Below are 20,658 nucleotides of genomic sequence, written 5' to 3'. Positions count from 1 at the left end.
GACATCGTGACCCAGCAGCCCGTCGCCGCGGCAAGCGGCGAGTTCGCCCTCGGCGGGGACCTGACCGTGCGCCGGCTCGGCTTCGGCGCCATGCGCATCACCGGCCCCGGCATCTGGGGTCCGCCGGCCGACCACGACGAGGCGGTACGCGTGCTGCGCCGCGCCGTCGACCTCGGCGTGACGTTCATCGACACCGCCGACTCGTACGGGCCGTACGTGTCGGAGGAGCTGATCCGCGAGGCGCTGCACCCGTACCCGGAGGAGCTGGTGATCGCCACGAAGGGCGGCCTGCTGCGCACCGGGCCGAACGCGTGGCACCCGCTCGGCGACCCGGCGTACCTGCGGCAGGAGGTGGAGATGAGCCTGCGCCGGCTCGGTCAGGAGCGCATCGACCTCTACCAGCTGCACCGCATCGACGCGCGCGTGCCGCTGGCCGACCAGATCGGCGAGCTGCGCGCGCTCCAGCAGGAAGGCAAGATCAACAAGATCGGCCTGTCCGAGGTCGGCGTGGACGAGATCCGGCAGGCGCGCGAGATCGCCGGCATCGTCTCGGTGCAGAACCTGTACAACCTGGTCGAGCGGCGTTCCGCCGACGTGCTGGCGTACTGCGAGCGGGAGGGCCTCGGCTTCATCCCGTGGTACCCGATCGCGGTGGCCGAACTGGCCGACGACGGCGGTCCGGTGCACGAGATCGCCGCGGCGCACGACGCGACGCCGTCCCAGGTGGCGCTGGCGTGGCTGCTCGCCAGTTCGCCGGCGATACTGCCGATCCCGGGCACCGGCTCGGTCGCGCACCTGGAGGAGAACACCGCGGCGGCCGCGCTGACGCTGACCGCGGACGAGGTCGGCAAGCTCAGCAGCCGCTGACAGGTCAGGTGGCGCCCGCGTCCCGGGCGGGCGCCACCGCACCGCGGCAAAACCCTCGGTATGCGCCGGAAACGGGCAGCGTGACCAGAGGATTACTCCGGAGGTCACGCACCAACAGTGCGCTCCTGCTGGCACATCCCGCGTACGGTGGGTAGCCGGTCGGCGTCCGTCGCCGGCCGCGACCCCCCGCTCCGGCGGGCGCGGACCCGCTCCGGCGGGTCGCTCCGCCGGGGCAGTACCCGACCCGGGAGACCTCCGCGATGCGTACGTACCGTGCCGTCCCCAGGCCACGCCCGGCACGACACGCCCTGACCGCCGTCGGTGCCCTGCTCGTCGCCGGGCTGGCGCTCACCGGCTGCTCCCGACTGGAGCATCCGACCGGCGACCCGACCCCCGCCGGGTCGGCCGCACCCACCGGCGTCGGCGTCTTCGGCGCGGCGCCGAGCCCGTCCGCCTCGCCCACCCCGGCGCAGCAGGCAGGCGGGACCTGCAAGCTCCTCGACTACGACAGCGTCGAGGCCGCCACCGGCACGCGCTTCCAGGTCGCCGCCGCCAGCACCGCCTCCGGCGCCCGTACGTGTGCGCTCCAGGTGCTCTACTCCGACTACCCGGACCTCACCCTCAGCGTGGTCGACACCAAGGCCGACGCGAAGGCGTTCGGGAAGGCCGCGCCCAGCGACGCCAGTACGGTCAAGGGGCTCGGCAGCGCCGCGTACAGCCGGGTGCTGGGCGCGGGCGACGGCGCCGGACCGGTCGTCGAGGTCACCTGGCTCGGCCAGCACAAGCAGATCGTCTCGCTGCGCTACACGTACCCGAAGGGCACGTCGGCGACCACGGCGGGCCGCTCGGTGTCCAAGCTCGTCCGGTACGCGGGATCCATCGAGGGCAAGCGCTAGCTCGGGTCCGTACAGGCCGGCTGCGCCGGGCCCGTTCGCCGCGTTGTCGACACGACGGTATGCGCACGCACCTCCGCCGTGCGAGACAACGAACGGACTCCGGCGCTGTGCAGACTCGCGCTAGTCGGCCGGCTGACCGTCCGGTCGGCCCGCCCAGCTCTGCAGCCGCGCCACGACCTCCGTCGGGTCCGGCACGCCCCACAGGCTCATCCGCGGGATCCAGCCGCCCGGACCGGGCACGCCGACGAGGATGTTGCCGACCCCCGGCCGCACCTCCTCGATCCGGTACGTCGACGGCGCCTGGTCCGTCGGCGCCAGATCGTCCGGCCCGTACGCCCGGCCGCTGCCGCGCGACGCCCGCACCACCAGTACGCGGCGGTCGGTGATCACGTACAAGAGGTCCGCCACCACGCGCGGTGGTGGCGGACAGGCCGGCTCGGGGATCAGCAGCGCCAACAGCCCGACGACGAGCAGCAGGATGGCGCCCGCCGCGACGAGACCCGCGACGAGCAGTACCGGCATCAGCCACGCGGTGACGTCCGAGCGGACGTCCGACAGCATCGGCAGCACGACCCAGAACGTCACCGCCGTCGCCACACCCGCCACCAACAGCGCCACCACCGGCCGCGTGAACCGGCGCGCCAGATAGCCGCGGCGGCTGCCGCCGGAACTCGGCCGCAACCACCACTGGATCTCTTCGTCCGGCTGGAAGAGGGTGCCGTCCGCCGGACGTACCGGTGCGCTCATCGCTTTCTGGGTACCACGCGGAACCGTTGGTAAAACCCGGATTCCGCGAAGTTGACGCGCACGGCGGATCGACTCGGATGGATGCCGCCGGCACCGTGCCCGGCTCTCGTCCACCGACCGTCCGTACGCCCGCCGGTGGGTCCTCCGCCCCCTTCTCACCCCGCGATCGCCGATCCGCCCGACGCCGGTCCGCGGCCCCGCCGTCGCCACGACACCGTCGTACGTCACCGGCCCGCCGCAGGTACGTGCGAACGCATCGCCCCGGTCGTGGCGCGCGCCGCCGACGGCACGGCGCTGGCGTACCAACGGATCAGAGGACGGTGGGGGGTGGGGAGCACGGCCGACAAGCGTCTGGGGGTGCTGGCGGGGCGAACGGCGCAGGTTTCCGGATACGCGAGCAGCGTGGGCGACCCGGGCGCTACGCGGGGCGTGCCGCCGGGTCGCCGCGGTCAGGTGGTGACGAAGACGCGGCTCGCGACGGACTGGGTGAGCCGCAGCTCCGCGCCGTCGTGGCTGATGGTGACGCTGTCGCCGTCCCGCTCGACGAGGACCTTGGCGCCCGGGTCGATGCCGGCGGTGTGCAGCTTCTCCAGCAGCGTGGCGTCGGTCTGCACGCTCTCGCAGATGCGCCCGACGGTGACCGCCCCGCGGACCTCGGGGTTGGTCAGGTTCCGCTCGGCGAGCTGCTCCTCGATGGTCGGCGCGTCCGGGTCGAACACGTCGAGGCCGGGGATGGGGTTCCCGTACGGCGAGTGGGTGGGACGGCCGAGCAGCTGGTACACCCGCTGCTCGACGTCGTCGCTCATCACGTGCTCCCACCGGCACGCCTCGTCGTGGGCCGCCTCGTACCGCATGCCGATGACGTTGATCAGCAGCAGCTCGGCGAGCCGGTGCTTGCGCATCACGGCGACGGCGTGCGCGCGGCCCTCGGCGGTCAGCGCCAGGTGACGGTCGCCCTCGACGGTCAGCAGCCCGTCGCGCTCCATCCGGGCGACGGTCTGGCTCACGGTGGGGCCGCTCTGGTGCAGGCGCTCCGCGATCCGGGCGCGCAGCGGCGCGACGCCCTCCTCCTCAAGTTCGAGGATCGTGCGGAGGTACATCTCAGTCGTGTCAACCAGGTCGTTCAACACACCCTCCCGGGGCACCATGCTACCTGAAAACGATTGCGGAACACTGGGGCCGTGACCGCGACGACGAACCCCGGACCGCTGGTCGGTCCCGACTGGCTGCGGGATGCGCTCCGGCAGCAGAATTCGTACCAGGAGCCCCTGACAGTTCTCGACGTACGGTGGCGTCTCGGACAGCCGTCGGCGCGCCCGGACTACCTGTCCGGGCACATTCCGGGCGCCGTGTTCCTCGACCTGTCGGCCGACCTGACGGGGGAGCACGGCGCGACCGGCGGCCGGCACCCGCTGCCCGATCCGGCCGACCTCCAGCGCGTACTCCGGGCCGCCGGCATCCGCGCCGACTCCCGCGTCGTGGCGTACGACGACGGCGACGGCCTGCCGGCGGCGCGTACCTGGTGGACGTTGCGGTGGGCCGGGCTCGCCGACGTGTCCGTGCTCGACGGCGGCTGGCGGGCGTGGACCGCGGCCGGCGGCGACACCGACACCGCGGTACCGGAGCGGGCGCCCGGCGACGTCACCGTACGACCCGGCCAGCTCCCCGTACTCGACGCGGACGGTGCGGCCCGGCTCGCCGCCGACGGCGTGCTGCTCGACGTCCGCGCGGCCGAGCGGTACCGCGGGGAGACCGAGCCGATCGACCCCGTCGCCGGGCACATCCCGGGCGCGGTCAACGTGCCCAAGACCGACACGACCGACGCGGACGGCCGGCTGCTGCCCGCCGACACCCTCCGCGCCACGTACGCCGCACACGGCGTCACCGCCGACACCGCGATCGGCGCGTACTGCGGGTCGGGGGTGACGGCGGCGCACACCGTACTGGCGCTGACCGTCGCCGGCTTCCACCCCGCGCTGTACGTCGGCTCGTGGAGCGACTGGGTCAGCGACCCGTCCCGCCCGGTCGCCACCGGCGACTGATCACTTCTTCGTACCGCCGCGGCGGGTCAGCCGGCTGGCCCGCCACGACTTGACCGTCGGCGCGACCGGCCGGTTCGGCACCCGGGCCCACCACTCCCGGCCGGTCTGCAGCGACCAGTTCCGCCCCTTCGGCAGCGTCCAGTTGTACCGGACGCTGAGCAGCCGCAGACCGGCCCCGAGCACGATCCCCGCCACCAGGCCCACCGTCGGCACACCCAGCTTCGTACAGGCCACGACGATGCCGCTGGCGGCCAGCGCGGCCGTCGCGTAGATGGTGCCACCGAAGATCGCCGGTACCTGCCGCATCATCACGTCCCGGGTGGCGCCGCCGCCGACCGCGGTGATCGTGCCGAGGAGTACCGCGGGGAGCCAGCCGAGGCCCACCTGCAACGTCTTCTGCGCGCCCGCCGCCGCCCAGAAACCGAGCGCGAGCGCGTCCGCGCCGAGCAGCGCCACGTTCCAGCCGCGGCCCTCGATCCGCAGCAGGAACGCCACGCCCGCGCCCGCGAGCGCCGTCAGCAGGTACGCGTAGTCGGTCAACGCGACCGGAGTGCCGTGCTGCAGCAGGGTGTCGCGGATCAGTCCGCCGCCGACACCCGAGATGACGGCCAGCGTGACGAACCCGATGACGTCGAGCCGTTCCCGCGCCGCCACGGCCCCGCCGAGGATCGCGCTGGCGAACACCCCGGCCAGGTCGATCGCCCGGGTGACCTCGCCGAGCGCCGTGGAGCCGACCAGCGCCATCCCCTCCCACCGCCGTCACCGGACCAGATACGAGTCTGCCCGCGACGGACGCGTCGCGGGCAGACTTCCGGGCGGAAAGGCGTCAGCGCGGCCCGTGCCCCTGCTGCTGCGTCTGCAGGTACTGCGCGCGGCGCGGGGTGCGCCCGTTGCCGTTGCTGCCGTTGGAGCCGCTGGCGTTGGAACCGTTGCCGGTTCCGTTGGTGCCGTTGCCGTTCGACCCGTTGGTCGACTCGGCCGGCAGCTGCGCGGTGCGGTCGGGATCCGGAGTGATCGGCTCCAGGATCGTGGTGCTGTCGGTGAGCGCCGCCGTCACGTCCGGGTCGGCCGGGTTCGCCGGAGTGGACTCCTCGGCCGCGGCCGGCGCCTCGGCCTGCGTCGCGGTCGGCTCGTCATCGTCGTCGTCGTCCAGCAGCGCCGCGCTGGCCCCGGTCAGCCGGGTCAGCGTCTCGCGCAGGTGGCCGATGTCCTTCTTGATCTGCCGCCGCCGCTCGTCCAGCTCGCCGACCTTGCGCCCGGCCTCGGCGACGACCCGGTCGGCCTGCGCCCGCGCCGTACCGAGAATGGCCTCGGCGTCCCGTCGGGCCGACTCGGCGGCCTGCCGCGCCGCCTCCTCCGCCTTGGTACGGATCGTGGTCGAGTGCTCCTCGGCGTCCTGCCGGAGCTGCTGCGCCGACAACTCCGCCTCGGTACGGACCTGCTCGGCGTACGAGTCGGCGTCCGACCGGGTCTTCTGCGCGTACGCGTCGGCGTCCCCGCGGACGTTGGCGTCGTGCGCGGCGACCTCGTGCCGGATCTGCTCCGCCTCGGTCTCCGCGGCCGTCTTCAGCTCGGCCGCGTGCTGCTCCGCCGCCGCCCGGGTCTGCTCGGCGATCTGCTCCGCCTCGGACCGCACCCGGTCCGCGTACGCCGTCGTCTCCTCCTTGAGCGTGCGCAGCTCCTCGGCGACCGCGGCCCGCTCCTGCTCGCCCTCGCTCCGCAGGGCGGCGACGTCCTGCTCGGTCTTCTCCCGGAGCTTCGCCGCGTACTCCTCGGTCGCGGTGCGCAGCGCCTGTGCCTGCGCCTCGGCGTCGGCGACGAGCTGGGTGGCGTAGTCGGACTTCTCCGCCAGCTCCGCGTCGACCTGCTCGCGCCGGGTCGCCTCGGCCTCCTCGGCCTCGGCCCGTCGCGCCGCCAGCGCCGTCTCGAAGTCCTTCCGGGCCTGCTCGGCCTTCTCGGTCGCCTCCGTGAGCAACCGCTCGGCCTCGGCCTTCTTCTCCGCGATCTCGGAGACCGCCGCCTCCCGGATCACCGCCGACTCCTCCTCGGCCAGGGTCAGGATCTGCTCGACCCGTGGCCCGAGGTGCCGGTACGACGGCTGCTCGTCGACGGCCGCCCGTCGACGCAGGTCGATGAGTTCGGCCTGCAACTGCTGGAGCTGGCCCGACGCCTGCTGCAACTGCGTGTACGCGTCGTTCCGCTCGGTCGCGAGCGCGGTCAGGTCGGCTTCGACCTGGGCAACGAAGCGGTCGACCTGTCGTCGGTCGTACCCCCGGAGCACCATCTCGAAGCTCGCCTCGCCGCGCGAGCTGCCGTCGTTCAAAGAGAAGAGACCCTGTTCCCCGCCTTGCGCCATGGTCCCATCCTCACACGTAACGGCCCGTCACACACGGAAGGCGCCCGGGTGACGGGGCTCGCGTTTTCTTGCCTCGTCACGAAATCGGCCGACAGGGAGCATCACCGTCGGCGCCGACCCGACGAGGGTACACACTTGGTCGGCCGATCGAACAACCGCACCGGACGGCGATCGCCGTCCGGTGCGGTTTCCGTTGTCCCGTAAGGGTTGTCAGCGCGCGGCCGGGATCGCCTGCGTCTGGTCGTCGCTGCCGGACTTCCCGTTGGACTTCGCCTTGCTGCCACTGTCCGACTTCGACGCGTCGTCGTCGGTGGCGGCGACCGCCGCGGCCACCGCCGGTGCGGCGGCACCGATGTTGGCCAGGCCGCCCAGCATCTCGCGGAGCTGACCGAGCTGCGCGGTGATCTGGTCGCGCTGCCGGGACAGGTCCTCCACCTCGCGGCGCGCGGTGGTGGTACTGATCTCGGCCTCGGACCGCGCCTCGGACGTCACCCGGGTCGCCTCGGCGCGCGCGTCCGTCACGGTCTTGTCGGCCAGCGCCTTCGCCTTGTCGACCGTCTCGTTCGCGGTACGCTCGGATTCGAGTCGACGCGCCTCGGCACGCTGCTCGATCTCCTTTGCCCGGTCCTCGGCGGCCCGCGCCCGCTGCTCGGCCTCGCTGACCAGCTTCTGCGTCTGGGCGACGGCGGCGTTGTGCCGCTCGGACTCCTCGCGCTCGGACTTCTCGCGCCGCTCGGCCAGCTCCAGGGCGAGCGCCTGCAGCTCCTTGTCGCGCTTGTCCTTCGCCTCGGCGAGCAGCTTCGCGGCCTCGGCGCGACGCTCCTCGGCCTCGCGCATCGCCTTCGCGCGCAGCTGGGTGATCTCCCGCTCGGCGGTGGCGCGCATGGTGGAGACCTCGCGCTCGGCGGTCGCCTTCAGCTCGGCGACCTCGTGCGCGGTCGCGGTACGCAGCTGCTTGGTCTCGCGCTCGGCGTCGGCACGCATGTTGTCGGACTCGCGACGGGCCTGCACGCGGGTCTCGGCGGCCTCGCGCTCGGCGGCGGTCTTGACGCCGCTGGCCTCACGCTCCGCGGTGGACTTGACGGCGGCCGACTCGGCGCGCGCCTTGTCGGTGATCTCGCGGGCCTCCAGACGGGCCGCGGACAGGATGCCCTCGGCCTCCCGCTTGGCCTCGGCCCGGTGCTCGTTGGCCTGCTCCTCGGCCAGCCGCAGGATGTGCTCGACCTTGGTACCGAGGCCGGACAGGGTCGGTCGGCTGTTCTCCTCCAGCTGCTTCGACTGGTCGCCGAGCTTCTGTTCGAGGGTGGCGTTGCGCTGCTCCGCCTGGCGCAGCCGACGCTGCGCGTCGTTCATTCGCTGCTCGGCCTCGCCCCGCGCGTTCTCGGACTGGCCGAGGGCGGCGTTCAGGCGTTGCACGAAGTCGTCGACCTGGGCCCGGTCGTATCCCCGCAGGACAACGGTGAAGTCGGGCTGGCTGTTGGCTTGTTCGAAGAAGTTCAGGGAGGGCTGCTGCTGGGCCATGGACACATCCTCGCAGACCCCCGGGCTGCCGGGTGGGGCCGCGAGTCCCGGTCCGAACGGGGAGGTCCGAACGGGGGGAGGACCACGACCACCGACACGCGGGGGGATGTCATTGTCGGTTTGCCGGTAATTGGGTGATGATCTGGGGCTTGATCCTACTCGCCCGGGTGCTGCCTACGTCGCGGTCGCGCCACCGCTCTCAGCCGACATAGTCTCCCAACGGTTCGGATGTCACCCCAGGCGGGTCAAGTGACCTTCGCCACTCTAGGTGCGACGCTCCGGTTCCTCCACCCGCCGCGGCCACGTACTCGGGTCGGAACGTGCTCGACCGACGGGTGTGCCACGGCGTACCGGAACGCCGGTGGCGCCCTGTCGCTGACAACGACCCAGCGGGCCGCAGGCCACGGCCGGACGCCGAGAACCCCGGGCCGGACGGCTCGTGACCGCACGGCCCCGTACCACGATGCCCGTTTCGTCCGGAGCGCTCAAGTCCTGTCGGGCGCGGGCGGTTGGACCAGCTCGACCAGGACACCGCCGGCGTCCTTCGGGTGGACGAAGTTGATCAGGGAGCCGCCGGTGCCGGTGCGGGGCTCGTCGTACAGCAGGCGGACGCCGCGGGCGCGCAGCGTGTCGGCCGCCGCCACCACGTCGGCCACCGTGTACGCGAGCTGCTGGAGGCCGGGGCCGCGGGTGTCGAGGAACCGCGCGATCGTCGAGTCGGGCCCGAGCGGCGCGATGAGCTGCAGCATCGTCTCGCCGTCGCCGGCCCGCAGCATGGCCTCGCGTACGCCCTGGTCGGGGTTGGTCTCGGTGTGCACGCAGGTCATCCCGAACGTGTCCGTCCAGTACGCGACGGCGGTGTCGAGGTCGGGGACGGCGAGGCCGACGTGGTCCACGCGCAGGACGCGCAGGCCCGTGGTGAGATGGGTGGCACGGCGGCTCTCGTCCGGACTGGGCATGTCGGTAGTCTGACGGGTGAACGGTCGTTAAGGCGAGGCGCCCCGTCGCCCCGCCCGGGAAGTACGTGGGAGGACATCGCGATGACCAGCGTGCTCGTGCACGGCGCCCGGACGCCGATGGGTCGACTGCTCGGCGGACTGAAGGACTTCCCGGCCACCGCGCTGGGCGGGCTCGCCATCTCGGCCGCGCTGCGCCGCGCCGGCGTGGCACCCGAGCAGGTGGAGTACGTGGCGTTGGGGCAGGTGCTGCAGGCCGGCGCCGGGCAGCTGCCCGCTCGGCAGGCCGCGGTGGCCGGCGGAATCCCGATGACCACGCCGGCCGTGACGATCAACAAGGTGTGCCTGTCCGGGCTGACCGCGATCGCGCACGCCGACCAGCTCATCCGGGCCGGCGAGTTCGACGTGGTGGTCGCCGGGGGCATGGAGTCGATGACCAACGCGCCGCACCTGCTCACCGGGCAGCGCGCCGGGTACAAGTACGGCGACGTGACGTTGCTCGACCACATGGCGTACGACGGGCTGACCGACGCGTACGACAGGGTGGCGATGGGGGAGTCGACGGAGCGGCACAACGGCCGGCTGGGGCTGACCCGGGCGGAGCAGGACGAGTTCGCGGCGCGCAGCCACCAGCGGGCCGCCGTCGCGCAGAAGAACGGCGTGTTCGCCGACGAGATCACCCCGGTGTCCGTACCGCGGCGCAAGGGTGACCCGGTGGTCGTCGCGGACGACGAGGGCATCCGGGCGGACACCACGGTCGAGACGCTGGCGCGGCTGCGCCCGGCGTTCGCGCCGGACGGCACCATCACGGCCGGTTCGGCGTCGCAGATCTCCGACGGCGCGTGCGCGGTCGTGGTGATGCGTAAGGAGAAGGCGCAGGAGCTGGGGCTCGACTGGCTCGCCGAGATCGGCCCGTACGGGACGGTCGCCGGCCCGGACAACTCGCTCCAGTCGCAGCCGGCGAACGCGATCGGGAAGGCGCTGGACCGGGCCGGCAGGAGCGTCGCCGACCTGGACCTGGTGGAGATCAACGAGGCGTTCGCCGCGGTGGCCGTGCAGTCCACCCGGGAGCTGGGCATCGACCCGGAGCGGGTCAACGTCAACGGCGGCGCCATCGCGCTCGGCCACCCGATCGGCATGTCCGGCGCCCGGCTGGCGCTGAGCCTGGCGCTGGAACTGCGCCGGCGCGGCGGAGGGCTCGGCGCGGCGGCGCTCTGCGGCGGCGGCGGTCAGGGCGACGCCCTGCTGCTCTCGGCGCCGGGGGCCTGAGTGCGGGGCACGGTCCCGGTACCGGATCTGGTCGAGCGGGCCAGGTCCGGTGACCCGCGGGCCGTGGCCCGGCTGATCACGCTGGTCGAGGACGACGCGCCGCAGTTGCGGGAGATCGCGGCGGCGCTCGCCCCGGTCACCGGGCAGGCCCGGGTCGTCGGGCTGACCGGTGCGCCCGGGGTCGGCAAGTCCACCACCACCTCCGCGCTGGTGGCCGCGCTGCGCCAGCGCGGCGAACGGGTCGGCGTCCTCGCCGTCGACCCGTCGTCACCGTTCACCGGCGGCGCGATCCTCGGCGACCGGGTACGGATGCAGGAGCACGCCACCGATCCCGGCGTGTACATCCGGTCGATGTCCTCGCGCGGCAACCTGGGCGGGCTGGCCGCCGCGACCCCGCAGGCGGTCCGGATCCTCGACGCGGCCGGCTGCGACACGGTCCTGGTGGAGACGGTCGGCGTGGGTCAGGCGGAGGTGGCCGTCGCGTCCCTCGCCGACACCACCCTGGTACTGACCGCGCCCGGCCTCGGTGACGCGATCCAGGCGGTCAAGGCCGGCATCCTGGAGATCGCGGACGTGTTCGTGGTGAACAAGGCGGACCGGGACGGGGCGGACGCGGCGGCCCGGGACCTGCGCGGCATGTTGGCGCTGGCCCGGCGCGAGCCGTACGAGTGGCGCCCGCCGGTACTGCGCTGCGTCGCGGCGCGCGGCGAGGGGATCGACGAGGTGGTCGAGGCGCTCGACAAGCACCGCGCGCACCTGGCCGAGCACGGGGAGCTGGCCCGCCGCCGGGCCGCCCGCGCGGCGGCCGAGATCCAGGCCATCGCGCTGGCGTCGCTGAGCCGCCGCATCGCGCCGCACGCCAGCGACGTGCTGGCCGACCGGGTCGTCACCGGCGCCCTCGATCCGTACGCGGCGGCCGACGAACTGCTGCGCACCCTGCACTGACCCTGTCCCGTACGCCGGTCGCCGAGTGCGGTGGCCGGCGTTCCGCGTGCCCACGCAACGGTTCGGTCACGGGGCTGAACCGCGCGCTGCCGTAGCGGGTCGAGACAGCAGGCGCGTACGAGCGGAGGAGGCACGGTGGCGGGGTGGCTGGTGACGGTCCGCGGCATCCGGTACCGGTCGGGGCGGTCGCTGGTGGTGTTCCTGCTGGCGGTCGTGGCGACGACGGCGGCGGTGCTGGCGCCGGCGTACACGGGGGCGGCGGAGCAGTCGGCGCTGACCGACACGTTGCGGGCGATGCCGGCGCAGACGTTGGGGTTGACCGTGACCGGCGCGTCCGCGTCCGACGTCGACGTGGCCTCGCTGCACAACCAGGCCCTCCCGCTGGTACGCGAGCGGACGGAGCTGTCCGCGGTGCTCGGCCGGCCGTACGAGGGGGCGACGGGGGCGGCGACGCTGTCGTCGCTGAGCGGTGCGCCGGCGAGCTTCGTGGTGTACCGGTCGGGGGTGTGCGGGCACGTCCGGCTGGTGGCGGGGGCGTGCCCGGCGGCGGGCGGCGACGAGGTGCTGGTGCACGCGGACGTGGCGCGGCGGTTCCACCTGGCGGTCGGCGACCGGCTGGACTTCCGGTCCGGCACGCCGCACCGGATCGCCGGCATCTACCGGGTCCGCGACACCGGCGAGCGGTACTGGTGGGGCGGCGGCCGGTTCGGTACGGACCCGGGCAGCGACTCCGACCCGCAGGAACGCGTACAACCGTTGCTCAGCAACGATCCTGCCGCGGCGGGCTGGAAGGGCGTCGGGTCCGGGCAGTACGAGCTGGACTTCCCGGTGGACGTCGGCGCGGTACGGCTGGCCGCGGTGCCCGCGCTGCGCGCCCAGCTCCGTTCGCTGGACCCGGCGCTGTCCGACGTGTCGATGCGCTCCGGCACCGGGCTGCCGGACGCGTTCACCACCGCGCAGCGCGAGCAGGACGCCGTCACCGGCTCGGTACCGGTGGTCGCGGTGCCGCTGGTGCTGCTGTGCTGGTTCGTGCTGTACCTGATGGTCGCGTCGCTGACGGAGGAGCGCGGGCCGGAGATCGCGCTGGCCAAGCTGCGTGGTTTCCGCGGCCCGGCGACCGTACGGTTCGGACTCGGTGAGGCGCTGGCGCTGATCGTGCTGGCCGCGCCGGTCGGCGTACTCGTCGGGTTGGCCGTGGTGGAGGTGATGGCCGACGTGGCGCTGGCGGACGGGACGCACGTCGCGCCGACCGCGTCGGTGGCGTACGTGGCGCTGGTGGCGCTGGCGGGGGCGGCACTGGCGGCGGCGCTGGCCGCGCGCCGGACGATGGCGTTGCCGGTGATGGCTCTGTTGCGCCGGGTTCCGGCCCGTGGCCGCTGGCGCGCGACGGTCGTGGAGGGCGGTGTGGTGGCGCTGGCCGCGGCCGCGCTCTACCAGGCGCTGTCCGATCCGACGTCCCGGCTGGGGCTGGTCGCGCCGCCGCTGCTGGCGCTGGTCGCAGGCCTGGTTGCGGCCCGGCTGCTCGGCCTGACCGCGGGCCGGCGGCTGCGCTGGTCCCGCGGTCGGCTGCGCCCGCCGGCGTTGCTGGCGGCGGCCCGGCTCGCCCGCCGGCCGCTGACGCAGCGGATCGTGGTGGCGGTGACGGTGGCCGTGTCGCTGCTGTCGTTCGCCGCCGCGGCCTGGGACGTCGCCGGCCACAACCGGGTACGCGTCGCGCAGGACCAGGTCGGCGCGGCCTCGGTGTACACGGTGGACGCGGCGGGGCCGCAGGCGCTGCGCGACGCGGTGGCGAGGGCCGACCCGGCCGGCCGGTACCTGATGCCGGCGATGCAGAGCCAGGTGCACTACGGCGACGGCAACGTGACCGTACTGGCGGTGGATCCGGCGCGGTTGCCGGCGGTCGCGGCCTGGTCGGGGCTGTCCACCGACCGGGTCCGCGCCCTCGCCCGTACGTTGCCGGGAAGGCCGGCGCCGACGCTCACCGTGCACGGCCCGCTGTCGGTACGGCTGACGGCGGGGCACATCACCACGCACCGCCCGGTACAGGTGGTGGCGCTGGTGGCGCGCGCCGACGCCGGCCCGCGCGAGGTACCGCTGGGCACGTTGCGCGCCGGCGACCGGACGTACGCGGCGGCGCTGCCGGGGTGTGGCGGTGGCTGCACGCTGACCGGGCTCGGCCTGTCCCGGTACCCGGGGGACTTCGGCCACCTCGCCGCGACGCTGCGGGTGACGGCCGTGTCGGACGCCGGGCACGCGCTCGACGCCGGGCTCACCGCGCCGGGCCGCTGGCGCAACGGGACCGCCGGCGCGCAGGCGAGCGTCACCCTGACCACCGACGGCGGGCTCGGGATCGCCTGCACCAGCGACGATCCGGCCGACCTGGTCGTCACGTACCACGGGGAGCCGGAGCGGCTGCCGGCGGTGCTGTCCGGTGCGGCACCGGCCGACGACGCGCGCGCCACGCGGTTCGAGTTCCCGGCGTTCGGCGGGACACCGCTGCCGTTCACGGTGACCGGGCGTACCGACGTGGTGCCGCGGGCGGGGCGGCACGCGCTGCTGGTCGACCTGGCGAACGTGCAGCGCGTCCAGGCCACGCAGGTCGACCCGCAGGAGTCCGACACCGGCCCCACGTACCAGGTGTGGGCGGCGGCGGGGACACCGGCCGGCGTACTGGCCAGGCTCGGGGTTCCGGTGCTGCACACCGATTCCCTCGCCGCGGTACTCGACCGGCTGGGCCGGCAGGCGCCCGCGCTCGCGCTGCGGCTGTACCTGGTGGCCGGCGTGGCGGCGCTGCTGCTGTCGCTCGGCGCGGTGCTGCTCACCGCGTACGTCGGGGTCGACGCCCGGCTGTACGAGCTGGCCGCGCTGCGCGTGGTGGGCCTGAGCCAGGCGGACCTGACCGCCGCGGTACGCCGGGAGTACCGGGTGCTGCTGGGGGTGCCGCTGGTGGCGGGGCTCGTGGCGGGCGCGGCCGGCGCGGTGCTGATGCTGCCGGTGATCCGGCTCGTCACGTCCTCCGACGCCGGCGTGCACCGGGTGTACGCGCTGGGGCCGTGGTGGGTGCCGGGCGCCGTGCTGGTGACCGTGGCCGGGCTCGTCGCCGTCGCGTACGGCGTGGCCCGGATGTTCGGCCACGCCCGGCCGGAGTCGCTGCGCGAGGGGGCACGCTGATGCGCCGCACACTGTCGGACACCGCATCCGCGGTCCGCCTCGCCGTCGCCGGCCTCCGGTACCGGGGGACGCGCTCGGCCGTCGTCGGGGTGCTCGCGGTACTCGCGACGGCCGCCGCGGTCCTCGGCCCCGCGTACTCCCGGGCGGCGGAGCAGTCGACGCTGCTGGACCACCTGCGCGCCGCGCCGAGCTGGCTGACCGGGTTCAGCGTGTCGTCGACCGGGGTGGCGGGCGACAACACGCCGGCCGCGGTCGCCGGCGCCCGCGGGCCGTCGCCGACCTCGGACGCGCTCGCCCGGATCCCCGTCGACTACCTGACCCGCAACGCGGCCCGCACCATGCTCGCCGACCGGTACTACGGCGCGCCCGTCGGCGGCGTGCAGTCCACGGTGGCGCTGCCCAGCATCGACGGCGACGTGACGACCGGCCGGCTCGTCTACCGCCAGGGGTACTGCCAGCGGCTGCGTCCCGTCGAGGGCCGCTGCCCGCAACACACCGGGGAGGTGCTGGCGAGCACGCGCTCGCCGTACAAGGTGGGTGCGCGGGTGGTGGTGACCGCCTCGGCGCAGATCGACCCGCAGGTCGGCGATGCCGGGCGCACCACCGTCACCGTCGTCGGCCGGTACGCCGTGCCCCGCGACACCGCCGGCGGCTACTGGTTCAACCACGGGTACTTCGACGCCGCGGTGTTCATGAAGCAGAACGCGGAGTACCGGCGGATCGACAGCTTCTTCGGCAGCGAACGGACGGTGCACGCGCTCGGCGTCGCCGAGTACACGACGATGGCGGACTTCCCGCTGCGCGTCGAGTCGGTACGGCTGGACGACGTGGCGACGCTGCGCGCCGAGCTGTCCGCCGGGCGCAGGCAGGTCGACGCGGCCGGGCTGTCGGTCAGCAGTCCGCTCACCGGCGTACTGTCCGATGTGGACAGTGAGCGGGACCAGGTGACGGTGGCCGCGCTGCTGGTCGCCGTGCAGCTGGTACTGCTGTGCTGGTTCGTGCTGTTCGGCGTGGTACGCGGGGCGACCGACGAGCGCGGCCCCGAACTCGGCCTCGCCAAGCTGCGCGGCCTGTCCGGCTGGCGGGTCGCCGGCTTCGGCCTGACCGAGATCGGGCTGCTCGTCCTCGCCGCCACCCCGGTCGGCGTCGCCGTCGGCCTCGCCGGTACGCAGGTGGTGGCGTGGCTCGGGCTCGCCGCCGGCGTCCACGCCGAACTCCGCCTGCCGGTACTCGTCGCCGCCGTCGCCGCGTTCGCCGGCGCGCTGGTGGCCGCCGCCCTCGCCGTCCGGCGTACCGTGACCGGCCCGGTGATCGACCTGCTGCGCCGGGTACCCGTCCGGGCGCACCGGCTGCGCGCCGGCGTCACCGAGGGCGTCCTGGTGGCCGCCGCCCTGGCCGCCTGCTACGAGCTGCTCACCGGTGCCGGCGGGCGGCTCGGCCTGCTCGCCGGCGGACTCGTCGCGGTCGTCGCCGGGGTGGTCGCCGGCCGGCTGCTGCCGCTCGCGCTGCGCCGAGCCGTGCGTACGGCGGGGCGGCGGGGCCGGGTGCCCGCCCTGCTCGCCGCGGCCCGGCTGTCCCGGCGCGGTCAGGTACCGCGGACCGTCGCGCTGGTCACCGTCGCCGTCGCGCTGCTCTGCTACGGCGTGGTCACCTGGGACGTGGCGGGCCGCAACGAGGCGCAGCGGGCCGGCACCGCGCTCGGCGCCGCCACCGTCTACTCGGTCGGCGCGGAGACCGCCACCGACCTGCGCGCCGCCGTACGCAAGGCCGATCCGTCCGGTACGCAGGCGATGGCCGTCGCCCGCGGCCTGTACGGCAGCGGCGACGGCACCAGCGAGATCCTCGCCGTCGACAGCGACCGCCTCGCCCGGGTCGGGTACTGGCAGTCGTCGTTCGCGGACGTCGCGCCGGACACGCTCGCCCGGCGGCTGCGGCCGACCGCGCCCGCACCGGTCACCGTGGCCAGCGGCCCGCTCGCGGTCACCGTCGACGTCGGCTCCGCCAGCCCCGGACTGGCCCTCGTCGCGCTGCTGTCCGATCCGCACCGCCAGGAACAGGTCGTACGGCTGGGTCGGCTCACCGCCGGCAGGCACACCCTGACCGGCACCGTCGACTGCACCGGCTGCCGGCTCGTCGGCTTCGACCTGTACCGCGGGCCGGACACCCCGGCGGCGATCCGCGGGTCGTACACGCTGGTGTCGGTGCGGCAGCGCGGCGCGGACCTGGTCGGCTTCGCCGGTGGCTGGCGCGCGGTGGAGTCCACGCTCGGCCAGCCGGTGAGCGCGGTGTCCACGTCCGCGAAGGGCGCCGCCGTACGGTTCGACTCGCCCGGCGGCGAGGACCTGCGCGTGCTGTACGGCGACACCCCGTACCCGCTGCCGGCGGTGACCACGGGTCGGCTCGCCACCCGGCACGGCACGTTCCGCGGCCCCGGCCTGTACGGGCTCGACCAGGCGTACCGGGTGGTCGGCTCGGCGCGCACGCTGCCCGCCATCGGCACCGGCGTCATGGTCGACCTGACGTACGCCGACCGGGTGGCGTCGTTCGGCGAGTCGCTGGACACGCCGCTGCGGTTCCAGGTGTGGGCGGCGCCGGACGCGCCGGCGTCGCTGCGGCAGCGGCTCACCGCCGCCGGGCTGACCGTGACCGGCGTCGACAGCATCGCCGCGCGCCGCGACCGGCTCGCCCGGCAGGGCCCCGCGCTCGCCCTGCGGCTGTACCTGATCGCCGCCGTCGCCGCGCTGCTGCTCGCGGCCGGCACCGTCCTCGTCACCGCGTACCTGACGGCCCGGCCCGTCCTGTACGAGGTGGCCGCGCTGCGCGCCGCCGGGGTGTCGCCGCGCCTGGTACGCCGGGCCGGGTGGCGGGAGTACGGGCTGCTGCTCGGGGTGGCGGTGGTGGCGGGCGCGCTGGCCGGTGGCGTCGGCGCGGCGCTGGCGGTACCGCACCTGCCGCAGCTCGCGTCGTCCGGCGGGCCGCCGCCGCTGTGGTGGCCGGGCCCGTGGTGGCCGCTCGGCGCCGTCGCCGGCTCGGCCGTACTGCTCGCCGCGGTGACGGCGGCACTCGTCGGCACCCTCGTACGCCGGGGAGTACCCGGTCGGCTGCGGGGCCCCCAGTGAACGACAGGGAGACAGGCATGACGGTGACCGAGACGGCGGCCCGGGCCGAGGTGGGCATCGGGGTGACGTGTCGCGGGCTGGTCTACATCTACCGGCTGGAGGGCTACGACGTGGTCGCCCTGTCCGGGGTGGACCTCGACATCGAGCCGGGCGAGTCGGTGGCGCTGCTCGGGCCGTCCGGCTCGGGCAAGTCGACGCTGCTGTCGCTGCTGGCCGGGCTGCTGCGGCCGGCCGCGGGACGGCTGCACGTCGGCGAGCACGACGTGGCGCGGGCGACGCCGGCCGAACTGGCCGTGATGCGCTCCACCGACGTCGGCGTGATGCTGCAGGGCGCGATGCGCAACCTCCTGCCGTACGTGTCGGCGACGGAGAACATCCACTTCGCGCAGTCCGGGGTGGCGCCGGCCCGGCGGGACGCGCTGATGACCCCGGACGAGCTGCTCGACCTCGTCGGGCTCGCCGGCAAGGGCCGGCAGCGACCGCCCGACCTGGCACCCGGCGAGCGGCAGCGGCTCGCCGTCGCGTGCGCCGTCGCCAACGGCGCCGGGCTGCTGCTCGCCGACGAGCCCACCAGCCAGCTCGACACGCACGCCCGCGACCAGGTACTCGACGTCCTCGCCGAGGTACGCCGCACCGGCCGTACGGTCGTCGTGGTCACCCACGACCCGGACGTCGGGCTGCGCATGGGCCGCACCGTCACCATCCGGGACGGGCGCGTCGGCGCCGAGGGCCGCCGCGGCGAGGAGTACTCGGTGGTCGGCCGGGACGGCGCCGTGCACCTGCCGCCGGACGTACTCGCCGAGGTCGCCCCGGGCACGCTGCTGCGGGTCGAACTCACCGACGAGGGCGCGGTCCGCCTCGTACCAACCGACGACCCGACGAAGGAGGACCGGTGACCGAGCAGGTAGTCGCCGTCGAGGACCTGACCGTCGCGTACGACGGGCACGCGGTGCTCACCGACATCGTGGTGGCCGCCGAACCGGGCCGGGTGCTCGCCGTGACCGGTCCGTCCGGCGCGGGCAAGACCACGCTGCTGTGGGCGATGGCCGGGCTGATCCGCCCCGCGTCCGGCGCCGTCCGGCTCGGCGACGCCGAGGTACGCGACCGGGACCAGACCGTCGCCGCCGGCGTCGCCCTGGTACCGCAGGACAACGGGCTCGCCGCGATCCTCACCGCCGAGGAGAACGTGATGGTCGCGCTGCTCGCGGCTGGCGTACCGGCCGACGAGGCCGCCGAGCGCACCGCGACCGTACTTGAACAGCTGGGTCTGGCGGGGCAGGCCGACCAGCTCGTCGAGGAACTGTCCGGCGGGCAGCAGCAGCGGGTGGCGATCGCCCGCGGCCTCGCCCAGCGCGGCACCGTCCTGCTCGCCGACGAGGTCACCAGCGAACTCGACGCGCAGAACCGCAAGCTCGTCGTCGAACTGCTCCAGGCCGAGGCGTGGCGCGGCGCCACCGTCGTGTTCGCCACCCACGACCCGGAGGCGGCCGCCGCGTGCGACGCGGAGCTGCACCTGCGGGACGGGCGCGGCGAACTGGTCCGTGCCTGACGTGCCGGGGCCGCGTCCCCGGCACACCGTGACCTGCCGCGGAACCGTGCGCCGATCGGGGGAGCACGGCTCCGCGGCAATTGGTGATCTCCACGGCACGGCCAACCCGGGCGCTGCGTCGTTGGACAGGGCGAACGCGTGGGTGTGTCGGCGGAGTCACGCCAGGACCTCGCCGCCGGGCCGGCACGGCTCGTTGGGCCGCTGTGCCCGGCCCGGTACCCTCGCCTTCGCGTACCACCGGGCCGAGAGGCCGGGTCGAGATCTCCAGGAGAGGGCATGACCGAGACCGAAGCTGGGCGTAACGCGGGATCTCATGCGGGTTCGCGCGGGGGGAAGCCGGCGCACGCCGCGGACGAGCCGGGGCGGCGGGTGAACGGGTCGGCGACGGCGGTCGCCGAGCCGAGCGCGCTGGACTCGACCACGATCATCCCGCGCATCCCGGCCGAGGGTGACGTACCGGTGCCGGTGGCCGCGCCGGTGCCGGCGCCGCGCCCCGGCCGCGCGACCACCCGTACCGCCGCGTCGGAGCAGTCCGGCGACGACCGTCCGGCGCGCCTGCGCGGCACGACGGCCATCGCGGGTGACGTGGTGGAGAAGGTCGCCGCGTTCGCCGCCGAGCAGGTGGACGGCGTGTTCGACCTGGGCGGCGACGTGGCCCGCGCGATCAGTACGGTGCGGGAGCCGATCGACATCGGCGAGGGCACCTCGCGCCGGGGCGTACACGTGGAGCTGTCGGGGCGGCAGGCGCGCATCACGCTGACCCTGGTCGTGCAGTTCGGCCACCCGGCGATGCAGGTCGCCGGCCAGGTCCGGGAGAACGTCATCGCCGCGGTCGAGACGATGATGGAGCTGGACGTCGGCGAGTGCAACGTGATCATCGACGACATCCACGTCGAGGACTGAGCGGTGTCGGTGCTGGTGGCGTTCTCGGTGGCGCCGAGCGGCGTCGAGGGTTCGGTGGCGGACATCGTGGCCGAGGCGGTGCGGGTGGTCCGCGAGTCCGGCCTGCCGAACCGTACGGACGCGATGTTCACCACGATCGAGGGCGAGTCCTGGGACGAGGTGATGGACGTCGTGCAGCGCGCCACCGACGCGGTGCGCGCCCGGTCGTCCCGCGTCTCGCTGGTGTTGAAGGCGGACATCCGGGAGGGTGTCAGCGGCGCGCTGGAGTCGAAGGTGGCGCGGATCGAGGAGCGCCTCTCCGGCGACTGACCGGCGGG

Annotated in this window: 17 protein-coding genes; 11 read left to right on the top strand and 6 right to left on the bottom strand. The window is 74.6% G+C overall.

Annotated elements, in window-relative coordinates; all coding sequences use genetic code 11:
• Positions 1–3 precede the first annotated feature (3 nt).
• The gene (locus Aru02nite_RS26905) at positions 4–867 is read left to right on the top strand and encodes an aldo/keto reductase (protein ID WP_203662364.1); all 864 of its coding nucleotides are present in this window, start codon (positions 4–6) and stop codon (positions 865–867) included.
• A 260-nt stretch (positions 868–1,127) separates the two neighbouring features.
• Positions 1,128–1,763: a DUF3558 domain-containing protein gene (locus tag Aru02nite_RS26900; protein ID WP_203662342.1), complete on the top strand. Its 636-nt coding sequence runs from the start codon at positions 1,128–1,130 to the stop codon at positions 1,761–1,763.
• A gap of 120 nt (positions 1,764–1,883) precedes the next feature.
• Here the strand turns inward: Aru02nite_RS26900 and Aru02nite_RS26895 are convergent, their stop codons facing one another.
• Positions 1,884–2,510: a hypothetical protein gene (locus Aru02nite_RS26895; RefSeq protein WP_203662341.1), complete on the bottom strand. Its 627-nt coding sequence runs from the start codon at positions 2,508–2,510 to the stop codon at positions 1,884–1,886.
• Between the two features lie 449 nt (positions 2,511–2,959).
• Positions 2,960–3,658, bottom strand: coding sequence for an iron-dependent transcriptional repressor DtxR (locus Aru02nite_RS26890; RefSeq protein ID WP_203662340.1), 699 nt, complete (start codon positions 3,656–3,658; stop codon positions 2,960–2,962).
• Positions 3,659–3,691: 33 nt separating this feature from the next.
• Between Aru02nite_RS26890 and Aru02nite_RS26885 the strand changes: the two genes are divergently transcribed.
• Complete coding sequence (locus tag Aru02nite_RS26885) at positions 3,692–4,552, top strand: sulfurtransferase (protein ID WP_203662339.1); 861 nt, start codon at positions 3,692–3,694, stop codon at positions 4,550–4,552.
• Here Aru02nite_RS26885 and Aru02nite_RS26880 read toward each other — a convergent pair whose 3' ends face one another.
• From Aru02nite_RS26880 to mce, 4 genes are all read right to left on the bottom strand, one after another.
• A complete protein-coding gene (locus Aru02nite_RS26880) occupies positions 4,553–5,296 on the bottom strand; it encodes a trimeric intracellular cation channel family protein (protein WP_203662338.1) in 744 nt (247 codons plus the stop codon). It lies immediately after the preceding gene.
• Positions 5,297–5,378: 82 nt separating this feature from the next.
• Positions 5,379–6,875: a DivIVA domain-containing protein gene (locus Aru02nite_RS26875; RefSeq protein ID WP_203662337.1), complete on the bottom strand. Its 1,497-nt coding sequence runs from the start codon at positions 6,873–6,875 to the stop codon at positions 5,379–5,381.
• Positions 6,876–7,118: 243 nt separating this feature from the next.
• A complete protein-coding gene (locus Aru02nite_RS26870; protein ID WP_203662336.1) occupies positions 7,119–8,429 on the bottom strand; it encodes a DivIVA domain-containing protein in 1,311 nt (436 codons plus the stop codon).
• A gap of 485 nt (positions 8,430–8,914) precedes the next feature.
• Entirely contained in the window at positions 8,915–9,388 is a 474-nt protein-coding gene (mce, locus tag Aru02nite_RS26865; RefSeq protein ID WP_203662335.1) for a methylmalonyl-CoA epimerase, read from the bottom strand.
• An 81-nt stretch (positions 9,389–9,469) separates the two neighbouring features.
• Here mce and Aru02nite_RS26860 point away from each other — a divergent pair, with 81 nt between their 5' ends.
• The 8 genes from Aru02nite_RS26860 (at position 9,470) to Aru02nite_RS26825 (ending at position 20,650) form a co-directional block, all read left to right on the top strand.
• Positions 9,470–10,654: an acetyl-CoA C-acetyltransferase gene (locus Aru02nite_RS26860; protein ID WP_203662334.1), complete on the top strand. Its 1,185-nt coding sequence runs from the start codon at positions 9,470–9,472 to the stop codon at positions 10,652–10,654.
• On the top strand, positions 10,655–11,599 hold the full coding sequence (gene meaB, locus Aru02nite_RS26855; RefSeq protein ID WP_203662333.1) for a methylmalonyl Co-A mutase-associated GTPase MeaB: 945 nt from the start codon (positions 10,655–10,657) through the stop codon (positions 11,597–11,599).
• Positions 11,600–11,734: 135 nt separating this feature from the next.
• Positions 11,735–14,770 (top strand): FtsX-like permease family protein, encoded by a 3,036-nt coding sequence (locus Aru02nite_RS26850; RefSeq protein ID WP_203662332.1) that lies wholly within the window; start codon positions 11,735–11,737, stop codon positions 14,768–14,770.
• Positions 14,770–17,889: a hypothetical protein gene (locus tag Aru02nite_RS26845; protein ID WP_203662331.1), complete on the top strand. Its 3,120-nt coding sequence runs from the start codon at positions 14,770–14,772 to the stop codon at positions 17,887–17,889. The genes Aru02nite_RS26850 and Aru02nite_RS26845 overlap by 1 nt, the downstream gene beginning before the upstream one ends.
• Before the next feature lie 17 nt (positions 17,890–17,906).
• Positions 17,907–18,785: an ABC transporter ATP-binding protein gene (locus Aru02nite_RS26840; protein WP_203662330.1), complete on the top strand. Its 879-nt coding sequence runs from the start codon at positions 17,907–17,909 to the stop codon at positions 18,783–18,785.
• A complete protein-coding gene (locus tag Aru02nite_RS26835) occupies positions 18,782–19,438 on the top strand; it encodes an ATP-binding cassette domain-containing protein (RefSeq protein WP_203662329.1) in 657 nt (218 codons plus the stop codon). Before Aru02nite_RS26840 ends, Aru02nite_RS26835 begins: the two co-directional genes overlap by 4 nt.
• A gap of 276 nt (positions 19,439–19,714) precedes the next feature.
• The gene (locus Aru02nite_RS26830; RefSeq protein ID WP_203662328.1) at positions 19,715–20,341 is read left to right on the top strand and encodes an Asp23/Gls24 family envelope stress response protein; all 627 of its coding nucleotides are present in this window, start codon (positions 19,715–19,717) and stop codon (positions 20,339–20,341) included.
• A gap of 3 nt (positions 20,342–20,344) precedes the next feature.
• The gene (locus tag Aru02nite_RS26825; RefSeq protein ID WP_275408722.1) at positions 20,345–20,650 is read left to right on the top strand and encodes a thiamine-binding protein; all 306 of its coding nucleotides are present in this window, start codon (positions 20,345–20,347) and stop codon (positions 20,648–20,650) included.
• The last annotated feature ends 8 nt before the right edge of the window (positions 20,651–20,658 follow it).

This window comes from Actinocatenispora rupis, assembly GCF_016861975.1.
Lineage (GTDB): Bacteria > Actinomycetota > Actinomycetes > Mycobacteriales > Micromonosporaceae > Actinocatenispora > Actinocatenispora rupis.
The sequence above is the reverse complement of the archived record's forward strand: the minus strand, read 5'-3'. Positions and strand labels throughout refer to the sequence as shown.